The sequence below is a fragment of the Bradyrhizobium sp. MV1.5 genome (genome assembly GCF_055807615.1).
This window is the reverse complement of the sequence record NZ_JBVVPL010000042.1, coordinates 22,323-39,627: the sequence shown is the minus strand read 5'-3', so window position 1 is coordinate 39,627 and position 17,305 is coordinate 22,323. Positions and strand designations below refer to the sequence as shown.

The 17,305-nt window shown below is 63.8% G+C and carries 17 protein-coding genes; 15 read left to right on the top strand and 2 right to left on the bottom strand.

What is annotated here, in order from left to right; all coding sequences use genetic code 11:
• Positions 1-151: 151 nt before the first annotated feature.
• The 6 genes from AC0L2J_RS28800 to AC0L2J_RS28775 all read left to right on the top strand — a co-directional run bounded on the left by AC0L2J_RS28800 (position 152) and on the right by AC0L2J_RS28775 (position 7,882).
• Positions 152-409, top strand: a complete 258-nt coding sequence (locus AC0L2J_RS28800; RefSeq protein WP_007593837.1) for a DUF6489 family protein — start codon at positions 152-154, stop codon at positions 407-409.
• Positions 409-1,209: an esterase/lipase family protein gene (locus AC0L2J_RS28795; RefSeq protein ID WP_063993199.1), complete on the top strand. Its 801-nt coding sequence runs from the start codon at positions 409-411 to the stop codon at positions 1,207-1,209. Before AC0L2J_RS28800 ends, AC0L2J_RS28795 begins: the two co-directional genes overlap by 1 nt.
• 46 nt (positions 1,210-1,255) lie before the next feature.
• On the top strand, positions 1,256-2,806 hold the full coding sequence (locus AC0L2J_RS28790; protein WP_007607880.1) for a WS/DGAT/MGAT family O-acyltransferase: 1,551 nt from the start codon (positions 1,256-1,258) through the stop codon (positions 2,804-2,806).
• A gap of 10 nt (positions 2,807-2,816) precedes the next feature.
• Positions 2,817-3,812 carry an alpha/beta fold hydrolase gene (locus AC0L2J_RS28785; protein ID WP_473395257.1) on the top strand — a complete coding sequence of 332 codons (996 nt, stop codon included), beginning with the start codon at positions 2,817-2,819 and terminating at the stop codon, positions 3,810-3,812.
• Positions 3,813-3,942: 130 nt separating this feature from the next.
• Positions 3,943-7,176 (top strand): bifunctional cytochrome P450/NADPH--P450 reductase, encoded by a 3,234-nt coding sequence (locus tag AC0L2J_RS28780; RefSeq protein WP_473395256.1) that lies wholly within the window; start codon positions 3,943-3,945, stop codon positions 7,174-7,176.
• 31 nt (positions 7,177-7,207) lie between these two features.
• On the top strand, positions 7,208-7,882 hold the full coding sequence (locus AC0L2J_RS28775; RefSeq protein ID WP_473395255.1) for a spermidine synthase: 675 nt from the start codon (positions 7,208-7,210) through the stop codon (positions 7,880-7,882).
• Positions 7,883-7,982: 100 nt separating this feature from the next.
• On the opposite strand, the gene AC0L2J_RS28770 is transcribed toward AC0L2J_RS28775, so the two are convergent.
• Together AC0L2J_RS28770 and AC0L2J_RS28765 are read right to left on the bottom strand one after the other, a co-directional pair.
• A complete protein-coding gene (locus AC0L2J_RS28770; RefSeq protein WP_007607893.1) occupies positions 7,983-8,447 on the bottom strand; it encodes a nuclear transport factor 2 family protein in 465 nt (154 codons plus the stop codon).
• Positions 8,448-8,593: 146 nt separating this feature from the next.
• Positions 8,594-9,508, bottom strand: a complete 915-nt coding sequence (locus AC0L2J_RS28765) for an alpha/beta fold hydrolase (RefSeq protein ID WP_007607895.1) — start codon at positions 9,506-9,508, stop codon at positions 8,594-8,596.
• Positions 9,509-9,678: 170 nt separating this feature from the next.
• On the opposite strand from AC0L2J_RS28765, the gene AC0L2J_RS28760 reads away from it, so the two are divergent.
• The 9 genes from AC0L2J_RS28760 to paaB all read left to right on the top strand — a co-directional run bounded on the left by AC0L2J_RS28760 (position 9,679) and on the right by paaB (position 17,289).
• Positions 9,679-10,062, top strand: coding sequence for a hypothetical protein (locus AC0L2J_RS28760; RefSeq protein ID WP_473395254.1), 384 nt, complete (start codon positions 9,679-9,681; stop codon positions 10,060-10,062).
• Positions 10,059-11,141, top strand: a complete 1,083-nt coding sequence (locus tag AC0L2J_RS28755; protein ID WP_473395253.1) for a PHA/PHB synthase family protein — start codon at positions 10,059-10,061, stop codon at positions 11,139-11,141. The genes AC0L2J_RS28760 and AC0L2J_RS28755 overlap by 4 nt, the downstream gene beginning before the upstream one ends.
• On the top strand, positions 11,138-11,731 hold the full coding sequence (locus AC0L2J_RS28750; RefSeq protein WP_007593821.1) for a GNAT family N-acetyltransferase: 594 nt from the start codon (positions 11,138-11,140) through the stop codon (positions 11,729-11,731). The genes AC0L2J_RS28755 and AC0L2J_RS28750 overlap by 4 nt, the downstream gene beginning before the upstream one ends.
• Positions 11,732-11,933: 202 nt before the next feature.
• Complete coding sequence (locus AC0L2J_RS28745; protein ID WP_007607904.1) at positions 11,934-12,389, top strand: phasin; 456 nt, start codon at positions 11,934-11,936, stop codon at positions 12,387-12,389.
• A gap of 212 nt (positions 12,390-12,601) precedes the next feature.
• Positions 12,602-13,888: a DUF445 domain-containing protein gene (locus tag AC0L2J_RS28740; protein WP_473395252.1), complete on the top strand. Its 1,287-nt coding sequence runs from the start codon at positions 12,602-12,604 to the stop codon at positions 13,886-13,888.
• A 201-nt stretch (positions 13,889-14,089) separates the two neighbouring features.
• A complete protein-coding gene (locus AC0L2J_RS28735; protein WP_007607906.1) occupies positions 14,090-14,860 on the top strand; it encodes an esterase/lipase family protein in 771 nt (256 codons plus the stop codon).
• A gap of 195 nt (positions 14,861-15,055) precedes the next feature.
• Positions 15,056-15,922, top strand: a complete 867-nt coding sequence (gene paaX / locus AC0L2J_RS28730; RefSeq protein ID WP_473395251.1) for a phenylacetic acid degradation operon negative regulatory protein PaaX — start codon at positions 15,056-15,058, stop codon at positions 15,920-15,922.
• A gap of 76 nt (positions 15,923-15,998) precedes the next feature.
• Positions 15,999-16,991 (top strand): 1,2-phenylacetyl-CoA epoxidase subunit PaaA, encoded by a 993-nt coding sequence (paaA, locus tag AC0L2J_RS28725; protein ID WP_007607910.1) that lies wholly within the window; start codon positions 15,999-16,001, stop codon positions 16,989-16,991.
• 10 nt (positions 16,992-17,001) lie between these two features.
• Positions 17,002-17,289, top strand: a complete 288-nt coding sequence (gene paaB / locus AC0L2J_RS28720) for a 1,2-phenylacetyl-CoA epoxidase subunit PaaB (protein WP_007607912.1) — start codon at positions 17,002-17,004, stop codon at positions 17,287-17,289.
• The last annotated feature ends 16 nt before the right edge of the window (positions 17,290-17,305 follow it).

Genomic DNA, 17,305 nt, shown 5'->3' with positions numbered 1-17,305 from the left:
GAGGGGTGGATGGGCGCGGGCGGGCAATTTTGATTGACCATATCCGCCGATCGACGAAGCCGGAGGCCGCCGCCGGCCTCAGGTCGCTTGCGTTGCACACCGTCTCGCGGCGATACTGCGGCAGGCCGCTCGAATCTCATCTGGAGGGGACATGAAAGTTAATATCGAAATCGACTGCACCCCCCTCGAAGCCCGTCAGTTCATCGGATTGCCCGATCTGGCACCGATGCAGACGGCGGTGATGGATAAGCTGCAGCAGCAGGTCTTGAGCAACATCGACAAGGTCTCGCCGGAGTCGCTGATCCAGAGCTGGTTCACCTTCGATCCCAAGCTTGCCGAGCGGTTTCAGGACATGTTCGTCACCATGGCCGGCCTCGGCGGCACGCGCAGCGGCGACAAGAAGAAATAATGCCGCCCGGTCCGGACGGGCCGCAGACCTCGGGCCGGCTTCGTCCGCCCGGCCTTGCCTTGCTGCTCGCCGAAGCCCGTGGGTTGCTCGAACTCAACGCCAGCCTGCTGCTGTCGCCGGTCCTGATGCGGGCGCCCAAAGGCGATGGCCATCCGGTGCTGGCGCTGCCTGGCTTTCTCGCCAGCGACCTCTCGATGGCGCCGATGCGGCGTTATCTCAGCGAGCTCGGCTATGAGGCACATGCCTGGCGAATGGGCCGTAATTTCGGCGGGCTCGGACGGATGCGGGATTCGTTGCGCGCCCGTCTCGCCGAAATCCATGCTGCGAGCGGACGCAAGGTCAGCCTGGTCGGATGGAGTCTCGGCGGCGTCTATGCGCGCGATCTCGCGCTCCAGGCGCCCGACATGGTCCGCAACGTCATCACGCTCGGCAGCCCTTTTGCCAATGACATACGGGCGACCAATGCGACGCGGCTCTACGAGATGATGTCCGGCGAGCGAGTGGAGGATTTCGCCGAGCTGCGCGAAGCGATCGCCGGCGATCTTCCGGTGCCGGCGACGTCGATCTATTCGCGCGCCGACGGCATCGTGAACTGGCGGACTTGCCTGCTGCGTCCCTCCGACCGTGCCGAGAACATCGAGGTGCACCTGGCGAGCCACATCGGGCTTGGGGTGAACCCTGCAGCGCTGTGGGCCGTCGCGGACCGCCTTGCGCAACCGGAGGGGGAGTTCTGGCCATTTGACCGGGCAGGGCCGTTTGCCATTGCATATGCCCCGCCGGAACAGGCAGTATCGGCCTGACGAGAAGCGCCGCCTAAGGTGCCCGTCAAATACTCGGGAGGGAACTATGGCTGACGGTAAGAAGCTGTCGTCGCTGGACGCGTCGTTTCTCTATCTGGAAACGCCGGAAATGCCGATGCATGTCGGAAGCATGGCGATCTTTCGCCTGCCGGACGACTACAAGGGCGACTTCTTCGAAGATTTCAAGGCGATGATCGTCTCGCGTCTGCACATCGCGCCGATCCTCAAAGCGCGATTGGAGAAGGCGCCGCTCGACATCGATCATCCCTCCTGGGTGGAGGACGATCAGTTCGACATCGACCGTCACATCTTCCGCGCCAGCCTGCCGCAGCCGCGCGACCGCGCCACGCTCGAACGCATCGTGGGCTGGATGCACGCCAAGCTGTTGAACCGCGCCCGCCCGCTCTGGGAGTTCTACGTGTTCGAGGGCATGAAGAACAACGAGGTCGGGCTTTATTCGAAGATGCATCATGCCGCCATCGACGGCGGCGCCGGTGCGGCGCTGACCAACATGATCTACGATATCTCGCCGATCCCGCGGAAGGTCGATCCGCCGATCGCGGGCGCGAAGCCCGGGCAGGAGCCGCGCGACATCGCAGCGAACCTGGTCGATTCCTACCAGCAGCTTTTCACCCAGCCGCTCGATGCATCGGCGGCCGCGAAGAACCTGCAACTGCCGCGCACCGGCAAGAGCGACATCGGTTCGATCCTGTTCGACAATGCGATGTACCAGATCGAGAGCGCCGTGCGCTTTGCCGGCAACATCCCGACCATGGTCAAGAGCGTCTCGGACGTGCTCGGCAAGATATCCGATCCAAAATCGCGCGAGAGCCTCGCCAGCATGGTGTCGCCGCCGACCATGCTCAACAAATCGATCTCGTCCGAGCGCAGCTTCGCCGGCGTCTCGATCTCGCTGTCGCGATCCAAGGCGCTGGCCAAGCAGGCCGGCGGCAAGCTCAACGACGTCGTGCTGGCGCTCGCCTCCGGTGTGGTCCGGCGCTACCTCCTGCAACACGGAACGCTGCCGGCGAAGTCCTTGACCGCTGCCGTGCCGATCTCGCTGCGCGAGGAAGGCAACACCGAAGCCAACAACCAAGTGTTCGGGATGATCTGTTCGATCGCGACCAACATCGACGATCCCAAGGCGCGCCTGGAAGCCATCATCGCGCAATCGACCAAGTCCAAGGAGATGTCGCATCCGCTGCGGGCGCTGATGCCGCAGGTCTCCAACATCTCGATGCTGGGCGCGCCGATCATCGTCCAGATCATGGCGCTGCTCTACAGCCGCTCCGATTTGTCGAATGTGCTGCCGCCGGCTGCGAACATCACGGTGTCCAACGTGCCGGGGCCGCGGCAGACGCTCTACGCCGCGGGCGCGGAGCTGTTGCACATCTTCCCGGTGTCGATTTCGACGCACGGACAGGCGCTCAACATCACCGTGCAGAGCTATCGCGACCAGCTCGATTTCGGCTTCATCGTCGGCGCCAACATCATTCCGCACGTGCAGGTGATGTGCGACATGCTGCCGGAGGAGTTTGCCGCGCTGGAGGCTGCCTATGCTTCGCCCGCGGCGGACATCAAGGGCGCCGCCGAGTAGGAATGTTCCGATGATTGAAATGCCACCGCTCAAGTTCGCGCAGACGAACGGAATCCGCATGGGCTACTACGAGGCGGGCCCTGTCACGGACAAGCCGCCGATGGTGCTGTGCCATGGCTGGCCCGAACTCGCATTTTCCTGGCGCCATCAGATCAAGGCGCTGAGCGAGGCCGGCATCCGTGTGATCGCGCCGGACCAGCGCGGCTACGGCGCGACCGACCGGCCAGAGCCGGTCGAGGCTTATGACATGGAGCATTTGACCGGCGATCTCGTCGGGCTGCTCGATCATCTCGGGATCGACAAGGCGATCTTTGTCGGCCACGACTGGGGCGGATTCGTCGTCTGGCAGATGCCGCTGCGGCATCCTTCGCGCGTCGCCGGTGTGGTCGGCGTCAACACGCCGCATTGGGACCGCGCGCCGATCGATCCGATCGCGCTGTTCCGCCAACGCTTCGGCGATCAGATGTATATCGTCCAATTCCAGGATCCCGCGCGTGAGCCGGACAGGATATTCGGCAGCCGCGTCGAGCAGACGTTCGACGCGTTCATGCGCAAGCCGCTGGCGCGGCCGGCGGCGAAACCGGAGGAGCCGCCGATCGCTGGTGTCGGCGCCTCGTCAAAGACCAATCTGGCGTTCCCGCAGATGATCGCGGCCTACGATGCAAAGCACGATCCGCGTACGCCGATCCTGTCGGCCGACGAGAAGAAGGTGTTCGTCGATACGTTCACGAAAACCGGCTTCACCGGCGGCATCAACTGGTATCGCAACTTCACCCGCAATTGGGAGCGCGCGAAAGGCCTGGACCATCACGTGCACGTGCCGTCATTGATGATCATGGCGGAGAACGATGCCGTGCTGCCGCCGTCGGCGGCCGACGGCATGGAGACGCTGATATCTGATCTCGAGAAATATCTTGTGAAAGACAGCGGCCATTGGACGCAGCAGGAGAAGCCGGAGGAGGTCAGCGCGAAGCTGATCGAATGGCGTAGAAGGCGGTTTGGCTAGCTGACCATTGCGAACTCGTCATTGCGAGGAGCGAAGCGACGAAGCAATCCAGGCTGCCTTCGCCGACAAATTTCTGGATTGCTTCGCTTCGCTCGCAATGACGACACTGAGGCAGGGGGACTACATTTCGATGTCATCCAAGAACCGTCTGGATCCGATACCGCAGCCGCCGACCAAGCCGGTGGTCGGCAACATGCTGTCACTGGATTCGGCCGCGCCGGTGCAGCATCTGACCCGGCTTGCCAAGGAGCTGGGGCCGATCTTCTGGCTCGACATGATGGGCTCGCCGATCGTGGTCGTCTCCGGCCACGATCTCGTCGACGAGCTCTCCGACGAGAAGCGATTCGACAAGACGGTGCGCGGTGCGCTGCGGCGGGTGCGCGCGGTCGGCGGCGACGGCCTGTTCACGGCCGACACCAGGGAGCCGAACTGGAGCAAGGCGCACAACATCCTGCTCCAGCCTTTCGGCAACCGCGCGATGCAATCCTATCACCCGAGCATGGTCGACATCGCCGAGCAGCTCGTCGGCAAATGGGAACGGCTCAACGCCGACGACGAGATCGACGTCGTCCACGACATGACGGCACTGACGCTGGACACGATCGGGCTGTGCGGCTTCGACTACCGCTTCAATTCGTTCTACCGGCGCGATTACCATCCTTTCGTCGAGTCGCTGGTGCGCTCGCTCGAAACCATCATGATGACGCGTGGCCTGCCGCTCGAGCAGCTCTGGATGCAGAAGCGGCGCAAGACCATGGCTGAAGACGTCGCCTTCATGAACAAGATGGTCGACGAGATCATTGCGGAGCGCCGCAAGGGAGGCGATGCGACCGACGACAAGAAGGATATGCTTGCGGCGATGATGACCGGCGTCGATCGCTCGACCGGCGAGCAGCTCGACGACGTCAACATCCGCTACCAGATCAACACGTTCCTGATCGCAGGCCACGAAACCACCAGCGGCCTGTTGTCCTGCACGCTGTATGCGTTACTCAAGCACCCCGACATTCTCAAGAAAGCCTATGACGAGGTCGATCGCGTCCTCGGTCCCAATGTCGACGTGCGGCCGACCTATCAACAGGTCACGCAGCTCACCTACATCACGCAGATCCTGAAGGAGGCGCTGCGGCTATGGCCGCCGGCGCCGGCCTATGGCATCTCGCCGCTGAACGACGAGACCATCGGCGGCGGCAAGTACAAGCTTCGGAAGGGTACGTTCACGACCATCCTGGTGACCGCGCTGCATCGTGATCCCTCGGTCTGGGGCCCGAACCCGGACGCGTTCGATCCGGAGAATTTCAGCCGGGAGGCGGAAGCCAAACGGCCGATCAATGCCTGGAAGCCGTTCGGCAACGGCCAGCGCGCCTGCATCGGCCGCGGCTTCGCCATGCACGAGGCCGCGCTCGCACTCGGCATGATCCTCCAGCGCTTCAAGCTGATCGATCACCAGCGCTACCAGATGCATCTGAAGGAAACGCTGACGATGAAGCCGGACGGCTTCAAGATCAAGGTCCGTCCGCGCGCCGATCGCGAGCGCGGTGCCTATGGCGGACCTGTGGCGGTGTCGTCGGCGCCCAAGGCCCCGCGTCAGCCCACCGCGCGGCCCGGCCACAATACGCCGATGCTGGTGCTTTACGGCTCCAATCTCGGCACCGCCGAAGAGCTCGCTACGCGCATGGCCGACCTTGCCGAGATCAACGGCTTTGCCGTGCATCTGGGGCCGCTCGACGATTACGTCGGCAAGTTGCCGCGGGAGGGCGGCGTGCTGATCATCTGCGCCTCCTATAACGGCGCGCCGCCGGACAACGCGACGCAATTCGTCAAATGGCTCGGCGACGAGCTGCCGAAGGACGCGTTTGCCAATGTGCGCTACGCCGTGTTCGGCTGCGGCAACAGCGACTGGGCCGCGACCTATCAGTCGGTGCCGCGCTTGATCGATGAGCAATTGTCGGCACATGGCGCGCGCGCGGTCTATCCGCGCGGCGAAGGCGATGCGCGCAGCGATCTCGACGGCCAGTTCCAGAAATGGTTCCCGGCAGCCGCCCAGGTCGCGACCAAGGAATTCGGCATCGACTGGAATTTCACCCGTACCGCGGAGGACGATCCGCTCTACGCGATCGAGCCGGTCGCGGTGACCGCCGTCAACACCATCGTCGCCCAGGGTGGCGCGGTGGCCATGAAGGTGCTGGTCAATGACGAGCTTCAGAACAAGGCCGGATCCAATCCGTCAGAGCGTTCGACGCGCCACATCGAGGTGCAGCTGCCGTCCAACATCAAATACCGCGTCGGCGATCATCTAAGCGTGGTTCCGCGCAACGATCCGACGCTGGTGGATTCGGTTGCCCGCCGCTTCGGCTTCCTGCCGGCCGACCAGATCAGGCTTCAGGTTGCCGAAGGCCGCCGCGCGCAATTGCCGGTCGGGGATGCCGTGTCGGTCGGCCGCCTGCTCAGCGAGTTCGTCGAGCTCCAGCAAGTGGCGACGCGGAAGCAGATCCAGATCATGGCCGAGCACACCCGCTGCCCGGTGACCCAGCCGAAGCTGCTGGCCTTCGTGGGCGAGGAGCCTGAAACGCTCGAGCGTTATCGCAGCGAGATCCTGGCCAAGCGGAAATCGGTGTTCGATTTGCTGCTCGAATATCCGGCCTGCGAATTGCCGTTCCACGTTTATCTGGAAATGCTCTCGCTGCTGGCGCCGCGTTACTATTCGATCTCGTCTTCGCCGTCGGTCGACCCTGTTCGTTGCAGCGTCACGGTCGGCGTGGTCGAAGGGCCGGCCGCCTCGGGCCGCGGCACCTACAAGGGTATCTGCTCGAACTATCTCGCCAATCGACGCGCGGGCGACGTGATCCATGCAACCGTGCGTGAGACCAAGGCCGGCTTCCGGCTCCCGGACGATCCATCCGTGCCGATCGTCATGATCGGCCCGGGGACGGGACTGGCGCCGTTCCGCGGCTTCCTCCAGGAGCGCGCCGCCCGCAAGGCAAAGGGCGCCGCGCTCGGTCCGGCCATGCTGTTTTTCGGCTGCCGTCATCCCGATCAGGATTTTCTCTACGCGGACGAGCTGAAGGCGCTGGCGGCAAGCGGCATCACGGAGCTGTTCACCGCGTTCTCGCGCGCGGAGGGTCCGAAGACCTATGTTCAGCACGTCCTCGCCGCGCAGAAGGACAAGGTCTGGCCGCTGATCGAGCAGGGCGCCATCGTCTATGTCTGTGGCGACGGCAGCAAGATGGAGCCCGACGTGAAGGCGGCGCTGGTCGCGATTCATCGCGAGAAGAGCGGCGGCGATGCCGCCACGGCTGCCCGCTGGATCGAGGAAATGGGCGCCAGGAACAGGTATGTGCTGGACGTGTGGGCAGGAGGGTAGGCCGCTGGCCGGGACGTGCTAAAGCTCTCGCATGATTCCCTGGGAAAAGATCGATACCGCCAAAATCCCCGGCTCCGATGAAGAGCTTCGCCTGATGCGGCGAGGCAAGGAGTTCTCCATCAAGCTCGGCACCAACGAGCTGATGAACAACCGCCTGTCGGGCTCGGAAGCCGCGCTCGCCACGCTGGCGGCGAAGCAGATCGAGGCGGTCGCAAAACCCGTCGTCCTCATCGGCGGCCTTGGCATGGGTTTTACGTTGCGTGCGGCGCTTACCGTGCTGGGAGGCAAGGCGAAGATCGTGGTTTGCGAGCTCGTGCCGGCGGTGGTCGCCTGGGCGCGGGGCCCGATGGCGCAGGTGTTCGGCGACAGTCTCGATGATGTCAGGGTGAGCATCCGGGAAACCGACGTTGGCGAAATCATCCGGGCGCAGCGGTCGGCATTCGATGCCATCCTCCTCGACGTCGACAACGGACCGGAAGGGCTGACCCGGAAGGGCAATGATGCGCTCTATAATGCGAGCGGGTTGAAAGCAGCGAAGACGGCGCTGCGGCCGGGAGGCGTGCTCGCGGTCTGGTCCTCGGGACCCAACCCGGCCTTCGCCAAGCGGCTCGGTAGCGCCGGCTTCGACGTCAATGAAGTCAACATCCGCGCCACCGGAAGAGGCGGTGGCGCACGTCACGTGATCTGGATGGCGAGGAAGAGCTAGGCGGCTATTTGTAGCCCGGATGAGCGCAGCGAAATCCGGGACGGTCGATCCGCGCAAGAACCCGGATTGCGCTGCGCTCCATCCGGGCTACGGCTCCGAGCTAGAACATCGTGTTGTTGTTCGCCGGAATTTCCGGGATCGGTTGAACGACGTCCCAGTGTTCGACGACTTTGCCGTTCTCCAGCTTGAAGATGTCGACGATCGCGTTGCCCCTGCTGCCGGGCTCGCGAACCGCGTGAACGTGCAGAATGACGTAGTCCCCATCCACGAAGCTGCGCTTGATCTCGCTGTGCGAGTTCGGGAATTTTTCGCGAAGGAAACCGATGAACTTTCGGAATCCGTCCGGACCATCTGCCGCGTTGGGATTGTGCTGGACGTAGCGGTCGCCGACATGGGCGAGGGCTGCATCGGCGTCCTTTTGGTTGAGCCCCTTCTCGTAGAACGCAAGGACAGTCTTGCGATTGGCTTCTTCTTGCGCGCTACCCGCCATCGCGACGCCACTGGCGAGGGACAGCGTGAGGACTGAAGCAGCGACGACTGCGGCCGACCGGACGAAGAGATGCATGTGAACTCCGAGAGGCGGCAGCCTCGTTGGCGATTGAGGTTCTCGGCGAATGAAGGAGACCTGTATAGCCTTCGCGCCGGCTTCCGTTAAGAGAGTAACCGGCAGCTCACATGGTCACCGCGAGGAGACCTTCTGCGCCGGTCAATCTACGCCGCCTGCGCTGCTGCGCCATGCGCGTGCTTGGCGATGGCGCCGATGATCTCCGGCCAGAAGCGCATCGGCAGCGCGTGGCCCATGCCTTCGATCATCAACAGCTTGGCGCCCGGAATGGACTCTGCCGTGTCCTTGCCGCCCTCGGGGCGGACCAGCGGATCGACGGTGCCATGGATGACCAGCGTCGGCGTCTTGACGCCGTGCAGCCGCTCCTTGCGGCTGCCGGAGGCAAGCACCGCACGGAGCTGCCGACCGACGCCGGCCGGATTGAGCCCGCGCGCGAACACGCGCTCGGCACGACCGGGATCGAGCGCCTCTTCCTCCGGAAAGGACCCGGCCCGCAACACGTTCCAGGTCTGGCCGTAGCGGACGATGAACTCCTCCTTGCTGCGCGGCGGCGGCGCCATCAGCATCGCGGCGGCCTCACGTGTCGGCGGCGGCACGCGCGGATTGCCGGTCGTCGACATGATCGATGTCAGTGAGCGCACGCGCTCGGGAAACGACAACGTCACTTCTTGCGCAATCATGCCGCCCATGGACGCCCCGACCAGATGCGCCGACTTGATGTCGAGTGCGTCCATCAGTCCGACCGTGTCTTTCGCCATGTCGATCAGCTTGTAGGTTGCGGCCACGGGAATTCTGAGGAACCGCAGCTTCAACAGTTCGAGCGGCGTCAGACGCTTGCCGCCGGTGAGATGGCTCGACTTGCCGATGTCGCGATTGTCGAACCGGATGACGCGAAAGCCCTGCGCGGCCAGCTGCTCGCAGAACGCATCGTCCCAGTGGATCATCTGGGCGCCTAACCCCATGATCAGCAGCAACGGCTCGGCATTGTCGTTGCCGAAAATCTCGTAACAGATGTCGATGCCGTTGGCGTGGACGGTTTGCGGCGGATGATAGGCGTTCACGGCTGCGTTCCCTCGGCTTTTGATTAATGCTGTATCGCACGGTTTCCCCTCGCAATGAAGCCGCGTTCGCGACACCGGACCCGCTGCTTGCCGGTTGACCGGCACCGCGCAACGGTGTGGTATGGCGAAAAAGGAAGGGCATCGAAGCTCTCGAGTTCAGGAGGACGCCGATGACCGACAAGAGCAACGACCCCATCGCCGTGTGGCAGAAGATGGTTGGCGAAATGGAGAAGGGGTTCAACTCCTTCGCCAATCAGGCCATGTCGTCGCCCGAGTTTTCGCAGGCCGTGAACCGGGCCGGCGGCGTTGCTGCAGGTGCTCAGAAGCAACTCGGCGACCTCATGGAGAAATATCTAGTCTCCATGAATCTGCCGAGCCGGGACCAGGTCACCGGCCTTGCGGAACGGCTGCAGTCCATCGAGGGACAGATCGGTGAGATCAAGTCGATGCTGAGCCAGATGGCTGCAAGTTCCGGCATTTCTCAGGGCTCCGATACCGCATTGCGCCGGCCGCGCACCAAGCGCCCGCCATCTGAAGGCGGAGAGCAGACATGAATGCACCCGCCGGATTAGACTTCGCAGGGATCCCGGAGCGCATCCAGTCCGAGGTGCAGCGCGCGATCCAGCGCAGCATCAAGGGCGTCGAATATTTCTCGACGTCCGGTCCCACGCTCGGCTCGACGCCGAAGGACGTGCTGCATTCGCGCGGCACGAGGAGCCTCTACCATTATCGGCCGATGTCCGACGAGATCTATCGAATTCCGATCTTGATCGTGATGGCGACCACCAATCGCGGTTACATTCTCGACCTCGTGCCCGGCCAGAGTTTCATCGAGTTCCTCTTGAAGCGCGGCTACGACGTCTACATGCTCGACTGGAGCGCGCCACGGCCGGAGGAGAAGAGCCTGCGCATGGAGGACTATGTCCTCGACTTCATCCCGGACTGCATCCGCCGCGTGCAGCAGGATTCCGGCGAACAGGACGTCTCCGTCATCGGCTATTGCTTCGGTGGCGTGCTGTCGCTGCTCTATGGCTCGATCCACAAGGACGGGCCGATGAAGAATTTGATCTGCTTCACCACGCCGGTCGACTTTCGCGAGATGAAGCTGTTCTCGAACTTCTCCGACCGTCGCTATTTCGACGTCGATCGCCTCGTCGACAGCGTCGGCAACGTGCCGCCCGAGATGATCCTGTCGTCGTTCGAGATGCTGCGCCCGGCCTCCCGGACCGTCAGCCAGATCCAGCTCTGGGAAAACATCTGGAACGACGAGTTCGTCAAATCCTACCGGATGTTCGACCGCTGGGCGACCGACACGCTGCCGCTGGCCGGCGAATATTTCCGCACCATCACCAAGGACCTGATGTGGGACAACAAGCTGTTCAACGACACCATGTCGGTCGGCGGCCGTGCTGCGAAGCTCGAGGACATCAAGGTGCCGTTCCTGCATGCGGTGGCGGAACACGACCACATCGTGCCGTATGAGGCGGCAAAGCACCTGATCGCCAAGATTGGATCGCAGGACAAGGAGGAGGTGATGCTGAAGGGCGGTCACGTCTCGCTCGTCGCCGGCGCCAATGCGGTGAAGCGGCTATGGCCGAAACTGGATTCCTGGCTGGGGAAGAGATCGACATGAGTGAGCAGCGTTCCTATCCGCGTCATGTGAAGACGGACGCGGGCGATATCGAGATCCGCCTGATGTCGCCGGCGGACGAAGCCGCAGTGCTCGCCTTCGGCAAGGGCCTGCCGACCCACGACCTGTTGTTCCTGCCGCGCAATATCAGTGAGCCGAAGGTGCTCTCCGCCTGGGTGAAGGAGATCGAGCGCGGCGCTATCACGAGCCTGCTCGCGGTCAGGGGCGGCACGGTCGTCGGCTGCGGCACGCTGGTGCGCGATCCGCACTCCTGGTCGCCCCATGTCGGCGAGATCCGGATGGTGGTTTCGCTCGACGTGCGCGGGAAGGGGGTGGGACGGACGCTGTCTCAGGAGACCTTCGCACTCGCGCTCGGCGCCGGCCTCGAGAAGCTCTCGGTCCAGATGACGGTCGATCAGCAGGCAGCGATCACGCTGTTCGAGAGCCTCGGCTTCAAGGCCGAGGCACTGCTGCGCGACCATGTCCGGGACGTCGACGGCAAGACCCACGACATCGTCGTGCTCGGGCACAACATCGCGCAGGTCCAGGCCCAGATGGAGGCCTATGGGCTGCCGGGCGCCGTCCAGCATTGAGAACCGCTGGACGGGTGTTCGGGAGCCGGATGGTCAGGGACGCGCCAGATTGCCTCTCATTAAGGCTGTTCACGGTTTCGTGATATCGCACTGCAATATGGATATTGCATCGCACAATTAACTATGCCATATAAGTCGTGCCCCGGGCCAAAACCGGACGGGGTGAGCCCATAGCTCAACCAATGAGGATGGAGAGACCCCAATGACCACCGAAACCAACACCGCTTTCGAAGGCTTCAAGGACGCGTTCAAGAACATCCAGAACCTGGAAGTTCCCGAGGCCGCCCGCGAGTTCGTCAAGAAGTCCGCCAATACCGCCAAGGACCGTGCTGCCGAGGTGTTCGCTGGTTCCGAGCGCGTGACTGCCGCCGTCGAAAACGCGGTGACCGAGTCCGTCACCGAAGCCGGCAAGATCAGCCGCAACATCCAGCAGGCGATCTACGAGGACGCCGAGGCGTTCTTCGCGGGCATCGACAAGCTCGCGTCCGCCAAGTCGTTCAGCGAAGCTGTCGAGATCCAGTCCGGCCTGCTCCGCTCCCGCGGCGAAGCGTTCGTCTCGCGCGCCAAGGCGACCACCGACTATTTCGGCAAGCTCGCCGCTAACGGTGCGAAGTCCGCTCAGGACAACTTTGCCAAGGTCTACAACAAGACCGCCTGATACGGCGCCCTGAGTAAAAACTGAATTTGAGGCCCGCTTCGGCGGGCCTTGTTTTTTGTCTCTTGCGTTCCCCGGATGCTGTGCAGCGCGCCGCGTTTGCGGCGTGGTGCACTGCTGATCCGGGGTCCATGCTGGGTCCCGGCTCTGCGGCGCATCGCTCCGCGCTGCACCGCGTCCGGGACACGCGGAGATCGACGCGCTAAGTATCTACCATGACTCCACCCGCCACCTTCTCCTTCGATTCCCCCGGCGACGCAGAACGCGCCGCCGAATTGCGCCGCGTGAAAGCGCTGGCGACGCTGGTGCTGGCCTCGACGCTCGTCCTGTTCGTCGTCGCGAAATGGCTGCTGCCCCTACATCCGGTGTTCGGTTTCATCGCGGCATTCGCGGAAGCCGCGACCATCGGCGGGCTCGCCGACTGGTATGCGGTGGTGGCACTGTTCAAGCGTCCACTCGGCCTGCCGATCCCGCACACCGCGATCATCCAGAGCAATCAGGCCCGCATCGCCGACAAGCTCGGCGAGTTCATTCAGGTGCATTTCCTCGATGCTGGTCCGGTCGAGGCCAAGCTGAACGAGATCGATTTCGGCTCCTTCGTCGCCGACTGGCTGCGCGACCGCAAGCGTAGTGACGACCTTGCGCGCTTTGCACTGCGCCTGCTGCCGGAGGCCGTCTCCGCGACGGAAAGCTCGGGCCTGATGACCTTCATCCTTCGCCGCATGTCATCGCAGCTCCAGGCGATCGACCTCGCGCCGCTCGCGGCCGGCACGCTGCGCGGCTTCGTGGCGGAGGGACGTCACCAGATCCTGTTCGACGATCTTCTGCGCGTCATGCACGAGACGCTGAACCAGACCGAGACGATGGCGATGATCCGCGAGAAGGTGCGTGCGGAATTGCCGACCTTGCTCAGGCTCTATCGGGCCGACAAATTTCTGGTGAACAAGATCGTGGCCTCCGCCACAGCTTTCTTCAATGAGGTGCGCAGCGATCCCAAACATCCGTTCCGCGGCGAGTTCGATCGCATGGTGCTGAGCTTCGTCGACCGACTCGGCACCGACCAGGCCTATATCGACCGCATCGATGGCCTGAAGCGCGATCTGCTCGCGCGTCCCGAGCTTGCCGATCTCGCCCGCACCGTCTGGGCCAACACGCGGTCCTTCATCGAACGGAGTGCAAGCGGCGAGACGCAGGTGCTGCAGCATCATCTCGCCGGCATGTGTGTCGCCGCGGGCGAAGCGCTTGCCGGCGATGGCGAGCTGCGCGGCGAGATCAACAAGGGTCTGGTCGCGGTGCTGCGCAGCTTCGTCGCCGACCAGAAGAGCGGCGTCTCGACCTTCATCTCCGACCAGGTCAAGGCGTGGGACATGGCGCAGCTGATTTCGCTGATCGAAATCAACATCGGCCGCGACCTGCAATACATCCGCTTCAACGGCTCGCTGATCGGCGGGCTCGCGGGTCTTGCGCTTTACTCCGTAGAATTCCTGCTGCGATGGTTGTGACTTTTGCGTCACGGACGTCAGCATTAACGCGCGGGCCTATTGTGGCCGGGTGTGTCTCCCGCTTGAATGTCGGGAACCCGCTGCCTAGCTGATTCATGTTGCGTTGCGGAACGATCAAGAAGCCGGCGTGTTGGAATCCCATACCCATTTGCCGGCAAACAACCGGTGGCCTTTTCAGCAATTCTCCCAAGGGGACCATTGATGACCGCTACTGCCCAGACGCTGAGCCCGCCGTCTCGCACCCTGATGTTCCTGGAAGGGCGAGCGATCCACGAGTTCGGTGCATTCCTCGGCGCGCTGCCGCTGCTCAGCCTTGCGCCGCGCGGCGATGGGCATCCGGTGCTGGTTCTGCCGGGCCTCGTGGCCTCCGACGGGTCCACGCGTGCACTGCGCACCTTTCTATCCGGCAAGGGCTATGCGGTGAGCGGCTGGCGCCAGGGCCGCAATTACGGCCTGCGCGAGGGCGTGCAGCACGCGATGGTGGATCTGGTTCAGGAGCTCAGCGACAGGCATGGCCGCAAGATCAGCCTGGTCGGCTGGAGCCTCGGCGGTCTCTATGCGCGCCAGCTCGCCAAGATGATGCCCGACCGCGTGCGCCAGGTGATCACGCTCGGCAGCCCCTTTGCCGGCGATCCGCATTCGACCAACGCCTGGCGCGTCTATGAATGGGCGAGCGGGCGGAAGTCCGACGAGGTCGATCCGCAGTTCGGCGGCGATCTCGCCGTTCCGCCGCCGGTGCCGACCACGGCGATCTTCAGCCGCACCGACGGCGTCTGCGCCTGGCAGGGCTGCATGGAGAAGACGGGCACGCAGACCGAGAGCATCGAGATCGAGAGCAGCCATTGCGGCATGGGCCATCATCCCGCCGCTGTCTTCGCGGTGGCTGATCGCCTTGCGCAGAAGGAAGGCAGCTGGCGGCCCTTCGACCGCAGCGGCTGGCGCAGCGTGGTCTATCCCGATCCGCATCGGTAGCCGGGCCTGCATGGTTCGAGACGCGCGGCTTTGCCGCGCTCCTCACCATGAGGATTGAGACGACGTGGCGCGGCGCGTAGGTAGTTGGACCTCATCCTGAGGAGGCGCGAAGCCGTCTCGAAGGATTGAGCCCGGCTCTTGCATTGTCGCACCGGTCCATTGTCGCGCCCGCACCAAACGCGCTATGCCTCGCGCATGGCGCATCCGTTGTCCCGCATCATCGAGCAGCTCAAGCGCGAGCCGTCGCGCACCGGCTCCATCGTTATCACGGTGTTCGGCGATGCCATCGTGCCGCGTGGCGGCTCGGTATGGCTCGGCACGCTCCTGGAATTCTTCGAGACCCTGGACATCGACAGCGGCGTGGTGCGTACCGCGATGTCGCGGCTTGCCGCCGATGGCTGGCTGACGCGCGAAAAGGTCGGCCGCAATAGTTTTTACCGCTTGGCCGACAAGGGCCGCCAGATCTTCGAGGCCGCGACACGCCACATCTACGATCCGCCGCCATCCGACTGGACCGGGCGCTTCGAGCTGCTGCTGATCGGCAATGGCGAGGATCGGGACGCCTCGCGCGAGGCGCTCCGCAATGCCGGCTTCGGTAGCCCGCTGCCGGGCGTGTGGGTGGCGCCGTCCGGCGTGGCAGTGCCGGACGAAGCGGCGGGCGCCATCCGTCTGGAAGTCTCGGCCGAGGATGACAGCGGCCGCCGGCTGCTCAGCGCGAGCTGGCCGCTGGATCGCACCGGGGATGCCTATCTCAAGTTCATGAAGACGTTCGAGCCGCTGCGCGCCGTGATCGCACGGGGCAGCGACTTGTCCGAGGCCGACGCCTTCACCGCGCGCATCCTCCTGATCCACCATTACCGCCGCGTCGTGCTGCGCGATCCTCTGCTGCCCGAGAGCCTGCTGCCGGCCGATTGGCCGGGCAGGGCTGCCCGCGAACTCTGCGGCGAGATCTATCGGGCGCTGCTCGTCCCATCCGAACAATGGCTTGATGGCCATGGAACCAATGAGAAGGGGCCATTGCCACCGGCCCGAAAGCTTCTGGAGCGAAGGTTCGCGGCCTGATCGATATGTTACAGAAATATCTTGCATGACTTAGTTTCTGTTATATATTGCTCCCAATAAGATTGGGAGGATGCGCATGTATACCCAGGCGCTGAATACGGCCGAGAGCGATGATCGCGGCCTCGAGGACGCGGGCAAGGCTGCGCAGTTCCAGGCCCGCATCGATGCCGAGGAACGCATCGAGCCGAACGACTGGATGCCGGCGGCCTATCGCAAGACGCTCACCCGTCAGATCTCCCAGCACGCTCATTCCGAAATCGTCGGCATGCTGCCCGAGGGCAACTGGATCACGCGTGCGCCGTCCTTGCGCCGCAAGGCCGCGCTGCTCGCCAAGGTGCAGGACGAGTGCGGCCATGGCCTTTATCTCTATGCCGCCGCCGAGACGCTCGGCACGTCGCGCGAAGAGCTGGTCGACGCCATGCTCGCGGGCAAGGCAAAATATTCCTCGATCTTCAACTATCCGACGCTGACCTGGGCCGACATCGGCACCATCGGCTGGCTGGTCGACGGCGCCGCGATCATGAACCAGATCCCGCTGTGCCGCTGCTCCTACGGTCCCTATGCACGCGCGATGATCCGCGTCTGCAAGGAGGAGTCGTTCCACCAGCGCCAGGGCTACGAGATCATGCTGACGCTATGCCGTGGCTCGGACGAGCAGAAGGCGATGGCGCAGGATGCCCTGAACCGCTGGTGGTGGCCGGTGCTGATGATGTTCGGGCCGCCCGATGCCACCAGCCAGCACAGCGACACTTCGACGAAGTGGAAGATCAAGCGTTTCTCCAATGACGAGCTGCGCCAGAAATTCGTCGACGCCACCGTCCCGCAGGCGCAATATCTCGGCCTCACCATTCCCGATCCCGGCATGATTCAGGATGCGGACGGGCACTGGCGTTACAGCGAGATCGACTGGACCGAGTTCAAGCAGGTGCTCGCCGGCAACGGCCCCTGCAACCGTGACCGGATGGCTGCGCGCCGTAAGGCGCACGACGAGGGCGCCTGGGTACGCGAGGCGGCAGCTAGCTATGCCGCAAAGCGCGCGCAGCGTCGAACTGCACAAGCGGCAGAGTAGGGAGATCGCGATGGCCACGCCGAACACGCCGCTGTGGGAAGTCTTCATTCGCAGCCGCAACGGGCTCGCGCACAAGCACGTGGGATCGCTGCATGCAAGCGACGCCACCATGGCCCTGCAGGCCGCCCGTGACATCTACACCCGCCGCGGCGAGGGCCTTTCGATCTGGGTCGTGCCGTCGGCTGCGATCACCGCAAGCGATCCCGCGGAGAAGGGGATGATGTTCGAGCCGGCGGAATCGAAGATCTACCGGCACCCGACGTTCTATGAAGTGCCTGAGGAAGTGGGGCACATGTAGCTCTTTCTCCTCATGG